The sequence below is a fragment of the Dactylosporangium darangshiense genome, from assembly GCF_039537565.1.
GTDB lineage: Bacteria > Actinomycetota > Actinomycetes > Mycobacteriales > Micromonosporaceae > Dactylosporangium > Dactylosporangium darangshiense.
The window spans coordinates 1-13,293 of sequence record NZ_BAABAT010000081.1 but is presented as its reverse complement, the minus strand read 5'-3'; the positions used below and the strand labels follow the sequence as shown (position 1 = coordinate 13,293).

The 13,293-nt window shown below is 68.5% G+C and carries 15 protein-coding genes and 3 pseudogenes; 9 read left to right on the top strand and 9 right to left on the bottom strand.

Annotated features, from left to right (window positions below; all coding sequences use genetic code 11):
• Nucleotides 1-390 precede the first annotated feature (390 nt).
• Nucleotides 391-1,707, top strand: coding sequence for an MFS transporter (locus ABD901_RS55575; protein ID WP_345143855.1), 1,317 nt, complete (start codon nucleotides 391-393; stop codon nucleotides 1,705-1,707).
• 111 nt (nucleotides 1,708-1,818) lie between these two features.
• Here ABD901_RS55575 and ABD901_RS55570 read toward each other — a convergent pair whose 3' ends face one another.
• Nucleotides 1,819-2,073: a hypothetical protein gene (locus ABD901_RS55570; protein ID WP_345143852.1), complete on the bottom strand. Its 255-nt coding sequence runs from the start codon at nucleotides 2,071-2,073 to the stop codon at nucleotides 1,819-1,821.
• Between the two features lie 301 nt (nucleotides 2,074-2,374).
• Here ABD901_RS55570 and ABD901_RS55565 point away from each other — a divergent pair.
• From ABD901_RS55565 to ABD901_RS59450, 5 genes and pseudogenes are all read left to right on the top strand, one after another.
• Nucleotides 2,375-2,659: pseudogene (locus tag ABD901_RS55565) on the top strand (IS607 family transposase); the annotation flags it as partial.
• Nucleotides 2,656-2,895 carry a helix-turn-helix domain-containing protein gene (locus tag ABD901_RS55560; RefSeq protein ID WP_345143850.1) on the top strand — a complete coding sequence of 80 codons (240 nt, stop codon included), beginning with the start codon at nucleotides 2,656-2,658 and terminating at the stop codon, nucleotides 2,893-2,895. The pseudogene ABD901_RS55565 and the gene ABD901_RS55560, both read left to right, overlap by 4 nt.
• 163 nt (nucleotides 2,896-3,058) lie before the next feature.
• Entirely contained in the window at nucleotides 3,059-3,670 is a 612-nt protein-coding gene (locus tag ABD901_RS55555; RefSeq protein WP_345143847.1) for a hypothetical protein, read from the top strand.
• Nucleotides 3,671-3,781: 111 nt separating this feature from the next.
• On the top strand, nucleotides 3,782-3,949 hold the full coding sequence (locus ABD901_RS59455; RefSeq protein ID WP_380133601.1) for a sigma factor: 168 nt from the start codon (nucleotides 3,782-3,784) through the stop codon (nucleotides 3,947-3,949).
• 142 nt (nucleotides 3,950-4,091) lie between these two features.
• Nucleotides 4,092-4,142 (top strand): annotated as a pseudogene (locus ABD901_RS59450) (hypothetical protein); the annotation flags it as partial.
• Between the two features lie 87 nt (nucleotides 4,143-4,229).
• On the opposite strand, the gene ABD901_RS55550 reads toward ABD901_RS59450, so the two are convergent.
• Nucleotides 4,230-4,517, bottom strand: coding sequence for a GlsB/YeaQ/YmgE family stress response membrane protein (locus tag ABD901_RS55550; protein WP_345143845.1), 288 nt, complete (start codon nucleotides 4,515-4,517; stop codon nucleotides 4,230-4,232).
• Between the two features lie 106 nt (nucleotides 4,518-4,623).
• Nucleotides 4,624-4,806 (bottom strand): antitoxin, encoded by a 183-nt coding sequence (locus ABD901_RS55545; protein ID WP_345143844.1) that lies wholly within the window; start codon nucleotides 4,804-4,806, stop codon nucleotides 4,624-4,626.
• 358 nt (nucleotides 4,807-5,164) lie between these two features.
• On the opposite strand from ABD901_RS55545, the gene ABD901_RS55540 reads away from it, so the two are divergent.
• A complete protein-coding gene (locus ABD901_RS55540) occupies nucleotides 5,165-5,350 on the top strand; it encodes a hypothetical protein (protein ID WP_345143842.1) in 186 nt (61 codons plus the stop codon).
• 95 nt (nucleotides 5,351-5,445) lie between these two features.
• On the opposite strand, the gene ABD901_RS55535 is transcribed toward ABD901_RS55540, so the two are convergent.
• From ABD901_RS55535 to ABD901_RS55525, 3 genes are all read right to left on the bottom strand, one after another.
• Nucleotides 5,446-6,477, bottom strand: a complete 1,032-nt coding sequence (locus tag ABD901_RS55535; protein ID WP_345143839.1) for an SRPBCC family protein — start codon at nucleotides 6,475-6,477, stop codon at nucleotides 5,446-5,448.
• 69 nt (nucleotides 6,478-6,546) lie between these two features.
• Nucleotides 6,547-7,143 (bottom strand): hypothetical protein, encoded by a 597-nt coding sequence (locus ABD901_RS55530; RefSeq protein ID WP_345143836.1) that lies wholly within the window; start codon nucleotides 7,141-7,143, stop codon nucleotides 6,547-6,549.
• 574 nt (nucleotides 7,144-7,717) lie between these two features.
• Complete coding sequence (locus tag ABD901_RS55525; RefSeq protein WP_345143834.1) at nucleotides 7,718-8,074, bottom strand: hypothetical protein; 357 nt, start codon at nucleotides 8,072-8,074, stop codon at nucleotides 7,718-7,720.
• A 251-nt stretch (nucleotides 8,075-8,325) separates the two neighbouring features.
• Here ABD901_RS55525 and ABD901_RS55520 point away from each other — a divergent pair, with 251 nt between their 5' ends.
• Both ABD901_RS55520 and ABD901_RS55515 read left to right on the top strand, forming a co-directional pair.
• Entirely contained in the window at nucleotides 8,326-8,925 is a 600-nt protein-coding gene (locus tag ABD901_RS55520) for a hypothetical protein (RefSeq protein ID WP_345143831.1), read from the top strand.
• Nucleotides 8,926-9,370: 445 nt separating this feature from the next.
• Nucleotides 9,371-9,625 (top strand): hypothetical protein, encoded by a 255-nt coding sequence (locus tag ABD901_RS55515; RefSeq protein WP_345143828.1) that lies wholly within the window; start codon nucleotides 9,371-9,373, stop codon nucleotides 9,623-9,625.
• A 48-nt stretch (nucleotides 9,626-9,673) separates the two neighbouring features.
• Here the strand turns inward: ABD901_RS55515 and ABD901_RS55510 are convergent, their stop codons facing one another.
• The 3 genes and pseudogenes from ABD901_RS55510 to ABD901_RS55500 all read right to left on the bottom strand — a co-directional run.
• Nucleotides 9,674-10,174, bottom strand: coding sequence for a hemerythrin domain-containing protein (locus ABD901_RS55510; protein WP_345143826.1), 501 nt, complete (start codon nucleotides 10,172-10,174; stop codon nucleotides 9,674-9,676).
• Between the two features lie 839 nt (nucleotides 10,175-11,013).
• Entirely contained in the window at nucleotides 11,014-11,916 is a 903-nt protein-coding gene (locus tag ABD901_RS55505) for a manganese catalase family protein (RefSeq protein ID WP_345143823.1), read from the bottom strand.
• A gap of 1,061 nt (nucleotides 11,917-12,977) precedes the next feature.
• Nucleotides 12,978-13,096: pseudogene (locus ABD901_RS55500) on the bottom strand (IS6 family transposase); the annotation flags it as partial.
• Between the last annotated feature and the right edge of the window lie 197 nt (nucleotides 13,097-13,293).

Sequence of the window (13,293 nt, the reverse complement as noted above, 5' to 3'; positions counted from 1 at the left end):
CAGGTTAGTTGGCGAAGGCGCGGCGTTCATCGATGGTGGTGTGTGCCTGTCAGCAATAGTTGGCCGTTGTCAACCGATCTTGGCCACTCGGCGTCGTGCTGCCGCGTCGCTCCGGTGGCTTCGTCCGTGACAATGGGTCCCAGACGTGCGCGACTTTGGGGCCCAGGTCGGGGGCCGCTGCGTGATCAATGTTGCTGAGTTTGGGACCCACTTCGTGGCGGTCGACAGGTGTCGCCGGCGGTGCTTCCGAGAGGCGGATCGGAGCGTGGCCAGGCTATGAGCCGGCCAGCGCGCGTCGCTGGGATCTCAGGGATGTGGTGTCCTGGTGGACCCGTCTCGCGTTCTGCAGAGGGCACGGACCCTCCGAAAATCACTTGATGCATCCGTTCTGTGCTGACAGTGTGGCACCTCGTGTCCAGAGCCGCAGCATTCTGGAGTCGGGGTTCTGAACCGTCGGGAAGTGCTGCAAGACCGGCATCCAGCACTAGCCGTGCGTCTGCCAAGCCGCTGCGCTCACCCGCTTTCCGGTGGTTCTTCACCGGTCGGTCGATCTCTGTGGCCGGCAGCTTCATGTCGCCCGTTGCGCTGGCCTTCGGAGTCCTGGAAAGAACCAACAGTGCAGCCTGGCTGTCCGCGGTCACCAGCGCCGCGTTGGTTCCGATGCTCGCCGCGACGCTCCTCGGCGGCGGCATCGCCGACCGCTACCGTCGTGACACCGTGCTCCGGCTGACCAGCTTCGGCGCCGGCCTCACCCAGGCCGGCGTCGCGGTTCTCCTGCTCACCCATCAGCACCCGGCGCTCCTGCTGCCGTTTTCAGCCCTCAACGGCGTCTTCCAGGGACTGACTACGCCCACGCTGCGTGGCATCCTCTCGAACCTGGCCGTCGGGCGCGGTCTTCAGCAAGCCAGCTCCCTGCTGGCCTCCGTCAGCAATCTCGCCCGGATCCTCGGTCCGACCGCTGCCGGCCTGCTGACCGCCACCGTCGGCGGCGGCTGGGCGATCGCCGCAGACGCCACCTCATTCCTCCTGGCGGCCGCCTGCTTCTCTCGGATCTCGCTGCCCGATCTTCTGCCCCGAGCCAAAGACAGCCCAACGATGCTCGCCGACATGCGGGAGGGGTGGACATACTTCAGGTCCCAGCCATGGATCTGGTCGGTCACGCTGGCCTTCGCCGTGTTCAACGCCACCAACATGGGCTTCTGGCAAATCCTCGGCCCGGTGATTGCCAACGACACGATCGGCGCCAAGGGCTGGGGCCTGGTCCTGAGCGCCCGCGGCGTCGGGGCACTGCTGGCCAGCGTAGTGCTGGTAAAGCTGACCCTGATGCGGCGACCCATGAGGCCGGCGTTGTCCTCAATGGCGCTGGCCGCCCTCCCGCTCATGCTGCTTGGCGTCGGCGCGAACACATTCTGGCTGGCCGCGGCGTCGTTCCTGGCCGGAGTGGTCGCCGAGTTCTTCACGGTCGTCTGGGAGACCGTCAACAACACCAACATCCCTGAGCGCCTGCTCTCCCGGGTTGGCGCCCACGACGAGTTCTGGTCGTTCGCGTCCTTGCCCATCGGCCAGCTGTCCGCGCCAGTCCTCGCGGCGACATTCGGGACGGCGCCCGTCGCTCTCACCGGCGCCGGGGTGGCAGCGGCGGCGATGCTGTTGGCATCGCTCGTGCCATCGTTTCGGCGGATCGAGATCAACCACGACGACGTGTGAGCGTCCGTCGGGAAACGTCGCGCCCTCGGGTTTTCCTCGCTTGTAGGATGCCCGACCGGGTGGGCCAGAAACACGCACAAACAAACCGGCCGCCGAGGGGAGGGCCCAAACTCACCGATAGCTGGGGCCCTCACCCACGCTGGCGCCGGTGGTGACGGTGTGCCAAACGTCGGAGTTGATGGTCCAGGTGGCCATGGAGTGGCGGCGGTGCTGGTAGTCGATCAGGTCGGCGGCGCGCCACGTCTTGACCGCCTTTCGCCCATGATTGATCGCACCATGGGCACGGCCGAGTAGTGTCGCGGCTTCTCTGTTGGTGAGGTCGCGCGCGAACTGGACCGGGGTGCGAGCGATGTAGCGGCGCAGCATCCGTGGGTCGATGGCCTGGAGGCGGCTGAGGTGGTCGGCGAACCAGGTGTTGGTGAGGAGGGCCGGAATGTGTTCGGGGCCGCGGCGCCGCGGTTGGCCGTGCGGGTTTCGGGCGTGGAACGCGAGGGATCGGCCTTGGTCGTGGTGCCGCCTTCGGCCGTGGGTTTCGGATTCATGGGGCCGGTCTGAGTTTGGGCGCTTTCCCGGGGCTGCCTCCACAGGACACGGCCGGAGTCGCGCAGCAGCCGGTGGACCGCCTCGTAGGCCAGCCACCCGCCGAGCAGCAACAGCTGGCGCCGTTCGCGGTGCCTTCGCCAGCGTTCTTCGGCGGCCGCTGCTGGTGGTGGCACGCCGGGTCGGTGACTGTGCACGGATCGCGCGATTCGGTGCTGAGTACGTCGAGGCCGCTCTGGCTGCCCAAGGCCGGCGGTTGCTCGTGGTCGACCCGGCCGCGGTCGACGACGACCTCGTGCGTGACGTCACCGAGATGCTGACGTCGATGTGTGCCCGCCTGTACGGCCGCCGCGCTGCCGCAAGCCGTGCCCGGCGCGCCATCGAGGCCGCCGCCGAGGACGCCCCGGCGTGAAAACGATCCAGGCATACCGGTTCGCCCTGGACCTTGCCCCCGTCCAAGAGCGGCAGGTGCCCGCACACGCCGGGGCGGCCAGGGTCGCGCACAACTGGGCGCGCGCCCGGGTCAAGGCCGTCATGGACCAGCGCGCCGCCGAACGCAGCTACGGCGTGCCGGACGACCAGCTCACCGAGTCGATCTCCCTGGACCCTCGCGTCGCTGCGCAAGGCGTGGAACACGGCGAAGGCTGACGTCGCGCCATGGTGGGCCCAGTGCTCGAAGGAGGCGTTCAACACCGGCCTCGACGCCCTCGCCCGCGCTCTGCAGAACTGGTCGGACTCCAGGACGGGCAAGCGCGCCGGACGGCCGGTCGGGTTTCCCCGGTTCCAGTCCCGCCGCCGCAGCACACCCACCGTGCGGTTCACCACCGGCGCGATCCGGGTCGAGCCCGACCGCAAGCATGTGGTACTGCCCCGGCTGGGCCGCCTGAAGCTGCACGAGTCGATCCGGAAGCTCGCCCGGCGCCTCGACAACGGCACGGCGCGGATCATGTCCGCCACGGTGCGCCGCGACGGTGGACGGTGGCACCTCGCGTTCTGCGCCGAGGTCGAGCGGGCCGACCGTATACCGGCACGGCCCGGCTCGGTGGTCGGTGTGGATGTCGGCATCACACACCTCGCCGTCCTGTCGACCGGGAGCTGGTCGACAACCCGCGCCGCTTGGCCGGCGCGCACACCCGGCTTCGAGCCCTCGGCCGGGCGTTGGCCCGCAAGCAAGGCCCGGACCGCGGGACCGCGCGACGCCCGTCGCGCCGGTGGCAGCGTCGCGGACGCGGCAGTTCGGCTGCTGTTGGGTGGGCCGCACAGCAGCAGGTGCCATCCGGGCGCCGCCACCGCCCGGCACAGGGTGCTTGGTTGTCCATTGTGGAGGATGTCGTCGTCGGGGAGCCGATCGCCGGCCTTCGGGCCGTGGCGCGGCAGGTTGGGTCCGTTTACGGACAGCGGGTTGGCCGGTAGCGAATGCTGAGCTGCGCGACGGTGCGGAAGGCGGAGCCGCGCGGGCGGTAGCGGGTGGCGGCGCGGTGTTGGAGCCGGAGTTGGTCGTCCACACCGGATCACGCAGTCGTACGTGCCGTCGATGTCGGCGTGCACGAACGTCTGCGGGTACGAGCTAGCCTACCGGCCGCTGGGCAGCGTGTGGGACGCCGAAGACGTGGTACAGGAGGCCTACCTGCGTTGGATGCGCACGGACCACTCCCAGGTCCAGCAGCGGCGGGCCTCCTGCCCACGGTCGTGTCCCGCCTAGCGCTCGACCAGCTCCGGTCGGCCCAGATCACCCGGGTGGCCTACACCGGCCCCTGGCTGCCCGAGCCGGTCGCGGCCGACACCCTGGGACGCAGGAGGCCGTCGAACTGCGCGACAGCCTCTCCTACGCGACGCTGTACCTGATGGAGCGGCTATCGCCGCCCGAACGTGCGATGTTCGTGCTCCGCGAGGCTTTCGACCTGCCGTACGACGACATTGCCGAGCTCGTCGGCGGCACGGTGGCCAACGAGGACGGGCTGCTCCGGATGGATGCCGGCTCGTCACATGCGAGCTGTACCGGCGGGTCGCCCTCGCCCGCTCGTCACCCGGGCAGTGATGTAGACGCCGATGACTGCGAGCACTATCTGGATGGCGTGCCGGATCCAGTCGACGCCGTTGGTTCGCCCGACCCCGAGCCAGGTGGCGATCAGGCCTCCGATCAGCGCGGCGATGATGCCGACCACGACTGTGGCCACGACCGATATGTTTTGGCGTCCAGGCAGAATCAGCCGGGCCAGGACGCCGATAACGGCCCCACCGATGATCGCCCACAGGATCGTTCCGATCATGTCGACCCCTTCCTCGCAGCGCGCGCATCAACGCACTCCACGTACCCAATCGGACTCTGGGACCAGCCGGCCCACGGTCGGCGAGCACTCGTCGGTGGCTCATGCCCTACTTGGTCGTCTCGTCTTCTCCGGTGTGTTCTCTCGCCTCATCGGCACCCTGTTCGATGTGCCCGGTGTACTTCGAATCGGTGCGCCGGTCGGCCTGCTCGCCGGCCTCGTCCAGCCCCTTGTCGACCTTGTCGTCATGCTTGGTCAGGAGTTCCTTGGCCTTGTCCAGAAGCTTGCTCACGGCGGGATTCCTCTCGTCATCTCGTCATCCGCGGTGGGAGTTAGATCCCCCGGGACGGACTCGACAAACGCCGGACCGTAGCCGGGCCTCTCATGCAGCACCGCTCCGCGCTCAGGTTCGGCCGACAGGCGGGTGAAAAGTCGCCACCGCCCTGCCGGCCGCACCATGGCCGACCACGACCCGCCGCACCCCCGCCGACGCAGCCGGGCCGCTGAGCTCGCCGCCCGTGCGCGCCGCCCTCGCCGGCGGCGGTGTACCGCGGGGTCATGTCAGATCTCGACCCAGGCCGACGACTTTCCGGCCCGGGCGGTGTCCATCCATCCGCAGGGGAGCAACCGAGAGAAGGAGCCGACATGCGATGGATCTGGCGCTCGCCCGGGATCTGCCGGCGCTGGCGCGCAGCGGCGGCCGTGAGGCGTTCCGCGCGCTCGTCGAGCCGTACCGGCACGAGCCGCAGGTGCACTGCTACGCATGGATGTCGTCGTCCATGGCGCGGAGCGCCTGTCGACTATCGGCGGCCTCGGCGAGGATCGAGATGCCGTGAGCCGATAGCAGGCGCCGTGCGCTGAACCGGGACGGTTCTGGGCCGTCCCGGTCCTGGGTCGCCTGCTGCATGCCTCCTCGTACGGCCGCGGCAGGTCAGCGAGCCCGGGCGGCATCCTGCCGCTGTCGCGTTGTGCGCGGCGGCCGCTGCTGGGGCTTCTCTCCCTCCTCTTCCTCCTCGAACTGGCCTTCTGCCTCGTCCTCGGATTCGCCTTCCTCCTTGAGTGGGCGGTCCTCCTGCTGCGCAGACCGGTCCTCCTCGGATTCGCCTTCCTCCTCGACTGGGCGGTCCTCCTGCTGCGCAGACTGGTCCTCCTCGCGGCCGCCCTCCTCCCGCTCACGCGCCTCCTGCTCCTCGCGCATCGCGGTCTCGTGGTCCTTGACGACCTCGCCGTCGCGGATCTCGCCGCGCCAGCCTTCGACCTCGTCCGGGTTGAGGATCGTCTGCGTCATCACGTGCCGCCGGAAGTGCTTGAACTCCAGTCGAGCCCGGCGTCCCTGCGCCCGCCACAGATTCCCGGTGCGCTCGAAGAAGCCCTGGGGGTGGTACTCCATCGCCAGCAGGATTCGCGTCATGTTCGGCGGCAACTCGTGGAACGTGACGGAGCCGTCGACGTGGCCCTTGGGTCCCTTGGACTTCCAGACGATGTTGTAGTCCGGGATCTGCTGCATGATCGTGGCCTGCCAGGTGCGGTGCGACCAGAACACCTGTGCCTTCCAGTTGTTCTTCTCGTCCGACTCCTGCTCGACGCTCTCGACCTTCTTCATGAAGCTCGGGAAGTCCGCGAACTGCGTCCACTGGTTGTACGCGACCCGCACCGGCACCCCGACATCGATCGTCTCCTCGATGTTGGTGACCTTCAGCTTCTTGGCCTTCCCGCTCTTGCCGCCGCCGAACAGGCCCTTGACCTTCTCCTTCACGCCGGCCACCCCTCCGCTGAACGCCGCCCGGAGCGGCGACTTTCCCTCGGCCATCTTCTTCGCCCCGGTCACCGCGGCTATGAGACCTCCTCCACCCTGACCGCTTGCGTACTCGGTCAGCCGATCGGTCGCCGAACTGAGCTTCTGACCGGCCGCGTCGACCGCTCGCTGGCCGGCAGCTGAGAGCAGATTCTTCAGCTCCCGCATGAGCAACTCGGTGATCTTCTGGCCGATGCCCCCAGCGGCCTTGGTGCTCGCTTGTCCAGCCATGGCACGCTATCCTTCCCTCCACCGCTCGGGTGGCCGCCCACCCGGCCGCGCGCGGGCCGCCACCGGCTCCTCCTCGTCCTCGTCCTCGCGCTCGTAGTCCTCAGCCGGCGGCCGTGACCGGCGGGCGCCCTGCCTTGCCGAGCGGTCGTCGCCGCGCCCTTCGGGCGACGCGTACTCTTCCTCGTCGTCCCATTCCGGCTCAGACGCTGCCGCTCGGGGCCGCCGCGGCGGTTGCTCGCGCTCTTCCTCCTCCACCGGCTCCCGGTCCTCGGACGGCTCCTCCTGCTTGCGCGCCTTCCGGGGCTCCCGGAGCGCGTCGGCCCGCTCACGCAAACGGCCGCTCACCGAGTCGATCCGACCGGTCACCGCGGCCCGCGCCGCATCCTTCGTGGCCTCCACCAGAGGTGCGCCCAACTCGCCCAGCTTGCCGATCTCCGGCAACGAACCGAGCGCCCGCACCCCCTGCTGCAGCAACCCGCCTGGGCGGCCGAGCTGACCACTGGCGGCAGCGGCGCCCAGCAACAATCCCCATCGCAACTTGCGCTGCCGCCCCAAGAGATAACCGATACCGGCAGCCAGAACCACCTGCGTCTTGCAGTTCACGGTCTCCCCCTTCGGCCCAGGTCCACCCAGCCGACATGCGGGGCCCGTGCTCTGCGGGGAAGACAAGCGACCGGCGCGAACATGAACAAAACTGTCGTTTCGCTGTACCGAACGGGCTTGCTACCCCCGCCGTCCAGGAGAGTAACCCGTATTTCACGGCCACCTCACACTTACGTGTGACACGCGATTGGCCTGCCATCGGAGCCACCTCGCTGCCTGCCTACCGTAGGCGGCAATAGCTTGCAGCGACGTCCAACGAGAGGTCCACCCGCACGTTCCTCCTGGCCGCCGACCAACCTCCGGCGACTGCCTCCATAAGCACCGCGTGCACGCCGACACCGTGGCGCCCGGCGAGTGAAACGTTGACGCGGGTGACGCCCTCTCGGTACGGCAACAAATTCGCGAGTCTGCCGCCGTAACGAGGGGGCACCGGGTCCTGCCCGGGCCGAACATGCCGCTGTAGCGGACACGGTCAGCAATGGCTCGGTGGGGGTGCAGTCGAGGAACAGTTCGCGCCCGCCGTCGAGGGATTCTGTTCCTTGATGGTGTCGTCGGCGGGCGAGCACGCCGAGACTCACATGCGATGCTGCGCAGGCGCGGACTCTGGGGCTTCGATGTTGGCCAACCGCTTCGCTCGCCGCGGCGAAACGCCGCCAGGCCGGCGCCACGACAGCCCGGTTCCCGCGCCGACGACGCCGCCTGCTGCCGGTGCGCTGGTGTCACGGCACCCTACCCTCCACCAGCGGCGGCTACGGCTACCAACCACAGCCGGCGCCGCGCCGTTGTGGCTCCGCGAGACCAGCCGTTCCAGCCGTGCCACCCGGTCGGTCAAATTGACGTTGGCCTGCCGCAATTGGTCCAGCTCTGCAACCTGGGTGATCAACTGTCGGCAGAACCCGATCAGCTCTTCCCGCGACAGTTCCTCCAACATCGGTACCTACTGATCGCAGCACATCAACGTCCCGAATGGACACGCCGACACGCAACCAGCTGGCGACCACTCCAGGTTGGTTCCGAATCCGTTCGTCAATCGCATGCCGTGACACGTCGGCCGGGTCGAACCCTCGCCGGAACGGCAGCGCTTGGCGCTGGGTTCACGGAGCGCTCACGGAGCGCTCCCTGAGGCCGCAAATCCGCCCCGGATGTGAGCATGTACGAGCTGCGGACGGGTAAGGCGGCGTCATGATGGCGAACACGATGAAGAGCAACGGCATCGGCGAGCGGGATACCATCCTGCGATCGATGCACGACACCGGCCTTGCCGCCTGGTTCGGCGGCTCCCTGATGGGTGCAGTGGGCCTCAACGGCGCAGCCGGCAAAGTCGGCAATCCGCGGGAACGGCTGGCGGTTTCGTCGATTGGTTGGGACCGTTGGGCCCCGGTCAACCTCGCCGCAATCGGCGCCCACCTGATCGGGGCAACCGGCATCCTGGCCTCCGAACGACGACGCGTCGTCGGGCAGCGGGGCGTCGGCGCGATGAGTGTCGCCAAGACCGCGCTCACCGTCGCGGCGCTCGGCGCCACAGCGTACACCCGAAAGCTCGGCAAGGAGTTGGAGCAGGCGGCCGAGGTGCCGGTCGAGGGGGTCACGGAGCCGTCCGCCGACACCCCTCCTGAAGTCCGCTCTGTGCAGCGACATCAGCGGGTCGCCCAGTGGTCGGTGCCCGTACTGACCGGCGCGCTGATCGCCGTGTCGGCGCTGGCGGGTGAGCAACAGAAGCCGGGGTCGATGATGCGAGGCGTCGCTGGACGGCTGCGTAGCATGATCCTCCCTGCGCGGTAGTCCCGGTGCGGCAGCGCGTCCGTGCCGCGGGTACTGGCAAGGGCGGGCTGCTATGGCGCGGCTGCCAACGCGAGCTTCATCAGGGTTTCCAATCTACCGAGGACACAGCCGCTCGGCCGTGTCGGGCACCCGCGCGACGCTGACCTGCCGTCGCACCGAAGTACCTGATGGAGGGTTAGCCTCAGCCATGCGCCTGGGGATCATCTCGGGCTGATGCTCCTACCACGCATGATGGCTCACCCTGTCGGGGGATCGCACAGCGCCGCTGCCGAGGACGGACGGCTGGCGACTGCGATCCGCCCGTACCAGCGCTGCAGCAGCGCGCCCACGGCTGGCCGTGCTGCCGGTTCGCGCCGCCTGTTCACACTAGGCATGGCTGGTGGTGTGTGCGGGGGTCGGCGCTGCGTTCTACTGGCGTCGCCGGTGGGCGTTGCATGATTGAGGCGTGATCGGGCCCAGCCGAGTGGAGAGTCAGAGGCAGGTAAAGCACGCGTTCCGGGGCGTCCCGCGCCTTCCGGCCGAGGATGTCGTTCTGGAGCAGTACCGTCACAACATCGATGCGCAGGAGATGGCCAGTGCGTTCGGCGGCCGACACTGGAGGGAACTGTCGTTGGAAGAGCTGTACGCGGAGGCCAAGCGGCGTGACATCAAGGGCCGCTCGAAGGTGACGAGGGCCGACCTCGACGGCGCACTGCGTTAGCACAGCACGAGGGGGCCGCCGGCCCCCTCGTAGTGTTTGCGGCGGTGGTCAGGCGCGGACGGCGTCCAGGGCCTTCTTCAGCGCGGCGGGCTGGCTGGGCCTCGTCGGTGCGCCCGCCCGCAGCTGTAGCATCTTCGCGCCGATCTCCTGCAGCTGGTTGCGGCTGAGGCCCTGGCGGACCTTCGGGAACCAGTCCTGCTCCTCTTCCTCGATGTGGTGGGTCACGTTCTCGATGAGCACGGTGACCTTAGCGTTGAAGTGCTCGTCGTCGGCGTCCATCGTGGACAGTTCGAGGCACAGTACGTCGGCGACGTGGTGTTCCTCGTACGATTCGAGGATGTCGTCTTCGAGGTCGGGCAGCAGCCGGCGGACCTCGGGGTACATGACCTCGTTCTCCAGGTAGGTGTGCACGGTCAGCGCCTCGAGGATCTGCGTCACGATCTTCGCCTTGCGGGCCGGTGGTCCGTCGTGCGCGGCCTGGAACTCCTTGAACAGCCGCTTGACGCCCTTGTGGTCGTCTTTGAGCATCACGATCGCGTCGGTTGACATCGACTCTCCCTGCACCTGCGGTTGGGGTCGATGCTCGGGTACCCTGGCCGTGAACTGCGTAAACGCTTCGAGGATCGTTGAGGGCCAGCCGGAGGCAGGTGCGGTCCAGGATGCGCGGCAACCGCGTCGGGCAGCGGCCGGACGTTGCGGGTGGGCCGCGGTCGAGGCCGCCCACTGCGCTGCCCACACCGGTTGGCTGGCCACCACCAGGACCCGCATCGGCGAACGCCGGGGCCGCAACATCGCCACCGTCGCGGTGGCCCGCGAACTGCTCACCCTCATCTTCTACGGTCTGCGTGACGGGCACATCCGCGCCCTCAGCCAGGCCCGGAAGGCGCCGGCGTGAGCCGGTTCGGACGTGACCGGACGCGCGGTCGTTCTGTGTCTGACCCCCGGCTGCAGCCGGCGAGGCCGCCCGCTTGATTGACCCGTCCGGTCACATGCCCCCGATCCGCGGGGCGAATGGATGACCGGCAGCCGAATCCCGGCCTTCCCTCCGACAGCGCTCGGACCCTGGTGAACAACGACCTGTCCACACCGCAAGCATTCGTCTTCCGGTGTCGCCAGCATGGCGTCCACGACGCCGGCGTCAAGGCCAAGCCCATACCGGGTGAGCCTGCGGCCCAGCCTTGGCCCCGACGCCGCACATCCGCCTGCCTGAAACCTCATGCCGCAGAACGGAGAAACAACGTCAGACTCAGCCAGGCCGTCGGATTTGACCGACCCCGCTCCTTCATGGATGACACTGAAGGCCAGCGATGACCATTGAGATGTGGCGGCCGCTGCGGGCGAGCCAGGACAAGCATTGGCCCGAGCTCGCCCGGCGCCATCCATTTCGGCTACCGCGGTGCCGTACCTGCTTCGGCCACGTGCTGCTGGTGCACGAACGGCGATGTGCCCTCGACGGCCGGCGTACGGGTGGCGCCCGGGTCGGCGCCCCGGTTGTGGCGCTCGGGGGAGCCGACCCAGGCGGTGGGCTGCTCGACGTAGCGCCATTCCGTGCCGGCCGGCCATGGGCCTTGGCCCTCGTTCCACGGCCCGCGGTCAGACCCGGAGTCGGACATGTTCAGCGCGACGTTCTGGAAGCGGTCGTCGCCGGGGAGCCGACCGGGCGGGAAGTTGACCGGCATTTCGTTCAGCGCTGCGGTGAACTGCTGGAAGTGCGCCACCTCGCGGGTCATCAGGAACGTCAATGTGTCCTGAACCCCCGGGTCATCGGTGAACTGCTTCAGATACTCGTAAACGATCTTCGCGCGGGACTCGGCGGCGATGTTGGTGCGCAGGTCCACGGAGGGCTCGCCGTTGGCGTTGACGTACGTGCCGGTCCACGGCGCGCCCGCGGCGTTGACCACGTCCGGGCCGCCGCCGGTCAGTGCCATGAACAGTGGTGTTGTCGCCACCTGATGCATCACCTGATCGCGGCCGGCCGCGTTACCGACGAGCGGCATCCAGTCACAGGTTTCGTTGGCCTGCTTCAGGTCGTCGTTGAGACCATCGAGCAGCATCGTGATGGTCGCGCCGACCATCTCCAGATGGCTCAGTTCCTCGGTGGCGATGTCCATGAACAGGTCGTACATCTTCGGGTCCTGCTTGCGCAGCATGAACGCCTGGGTGAAGTACTGCATCGCCGCGGCAAGCTCACCGTTTGCGCCGCCGAATTGCTCCTGCAGCAACGTGGCGAACCGAGGATCGGGACGCTCCACCCGAACCTCGAACTGCAGGTCCTTGACGTGCGTGAACACGGTAGTACCTCCATCGTGTGCCGGGAAGCGCCGGCCAGATCGGACCGACGCGCAGCGGCTACCCGCACTCTGCGTCCCAAACAGGTGCCGGTCGTGCAGCGGCCCCGGTGAGCGGCCGGCCGCATCGCAACCACCTCACTGTGCGAAGAGCCGATAACCCGCGACATCCGGCGGTGGCTGCGCAAGCATTCCACGACGTGTTCTGGACGGACCCGGCCGAGCGCGCCGTCCGGGGCCGGGCTCCTGCGCCCCCTCGCCCAGCAGCGGGGCGTCGCCTGGCTTGGCGCGACCACCGACCGTGCGGGCTCGCACGACGTGGCGAGCGGCAGAGAGGGATTAGGAGTAGAGGAGTCCCAGCAGCGTCCGCCGCGCCCAACGCTGCAGCGGCAGGGCGCCGCCCGGACTCGCTGACCGGCCGCGGCCGTCCGAGGTCGTATGGAGCAGGGGAATCCACGACCGGAAGGCCCAGGACCAGGAAACGCGCCCCGACTGACGGCAGGTGCGCAAGCCCGGCGGCCGTCTCCCGACTTCTCCCAGGACGGGCGAGCGGCCCGCTCGAACGCGGACAACTTCGGTGTGAACCATGACGCTGCACCATCTCTCACCTGCGGCAACGCAACAACGTGCAAAAACGGGGGAGCGGTACGGCGCTGTTGACGGCGCCGGGCTGCTCCCGCACTGCTCCCCGCGTTCGCACGTTGTTCCCAGGCAGGGCCGCAGCGGTGGCACTCATGCTCAGGTGTGACCGGCTGGCCGTCCTCGGAGTTGGCCGCGAACAGCCGGCCGAGCGCGTACAGGGCGTGTGGGTCGCCGGCCTCGGCGGCGAGCCGGTACATTGCGGCTGCCCGTCGCATCTCGCCGCGGGACTCGAGCGCCTCGGCGAGCCGGAATGCGGCGCCGTCGGTGTTGGCGTCGAACGCCGCATACGCCTGTGTCACGTCAGCGTTAGTTAACGATGTGGTCACGCACGTCCTGAGACCGGACACGCGCCGCGGCGCCGCGGCGCCGAACATACTCACGACGGTGACGAGACGGCGTGTCCGCGCACAGCGGTGTGAACGTTGCACCCACCGGTAGACAGTGACGTGGTCGACCTCGACACCGCGCTCGATGAGGAGTTCTTCAACGTCGCGTAGGACGGGTTGTAGCGCAGGTACCAGCGAACCGCGACCACGATCACCTCCGGCGGGAGGAACCCGAGGAACGCAGACCGTGGGGGTAGGGCCGGACGAGGGCGGTTCGAAAGCCTCACCGCTCACTGGTGCACCATCCCTGTATCCGAGTCGCCCGTTTGATCGCTGAGTGGGAGGGTTCGGGTGCACCCCTGGTCCCCGCCGGGCCATCGCCATCACCGCTCGACCTTCGAGGTCCAGCTTG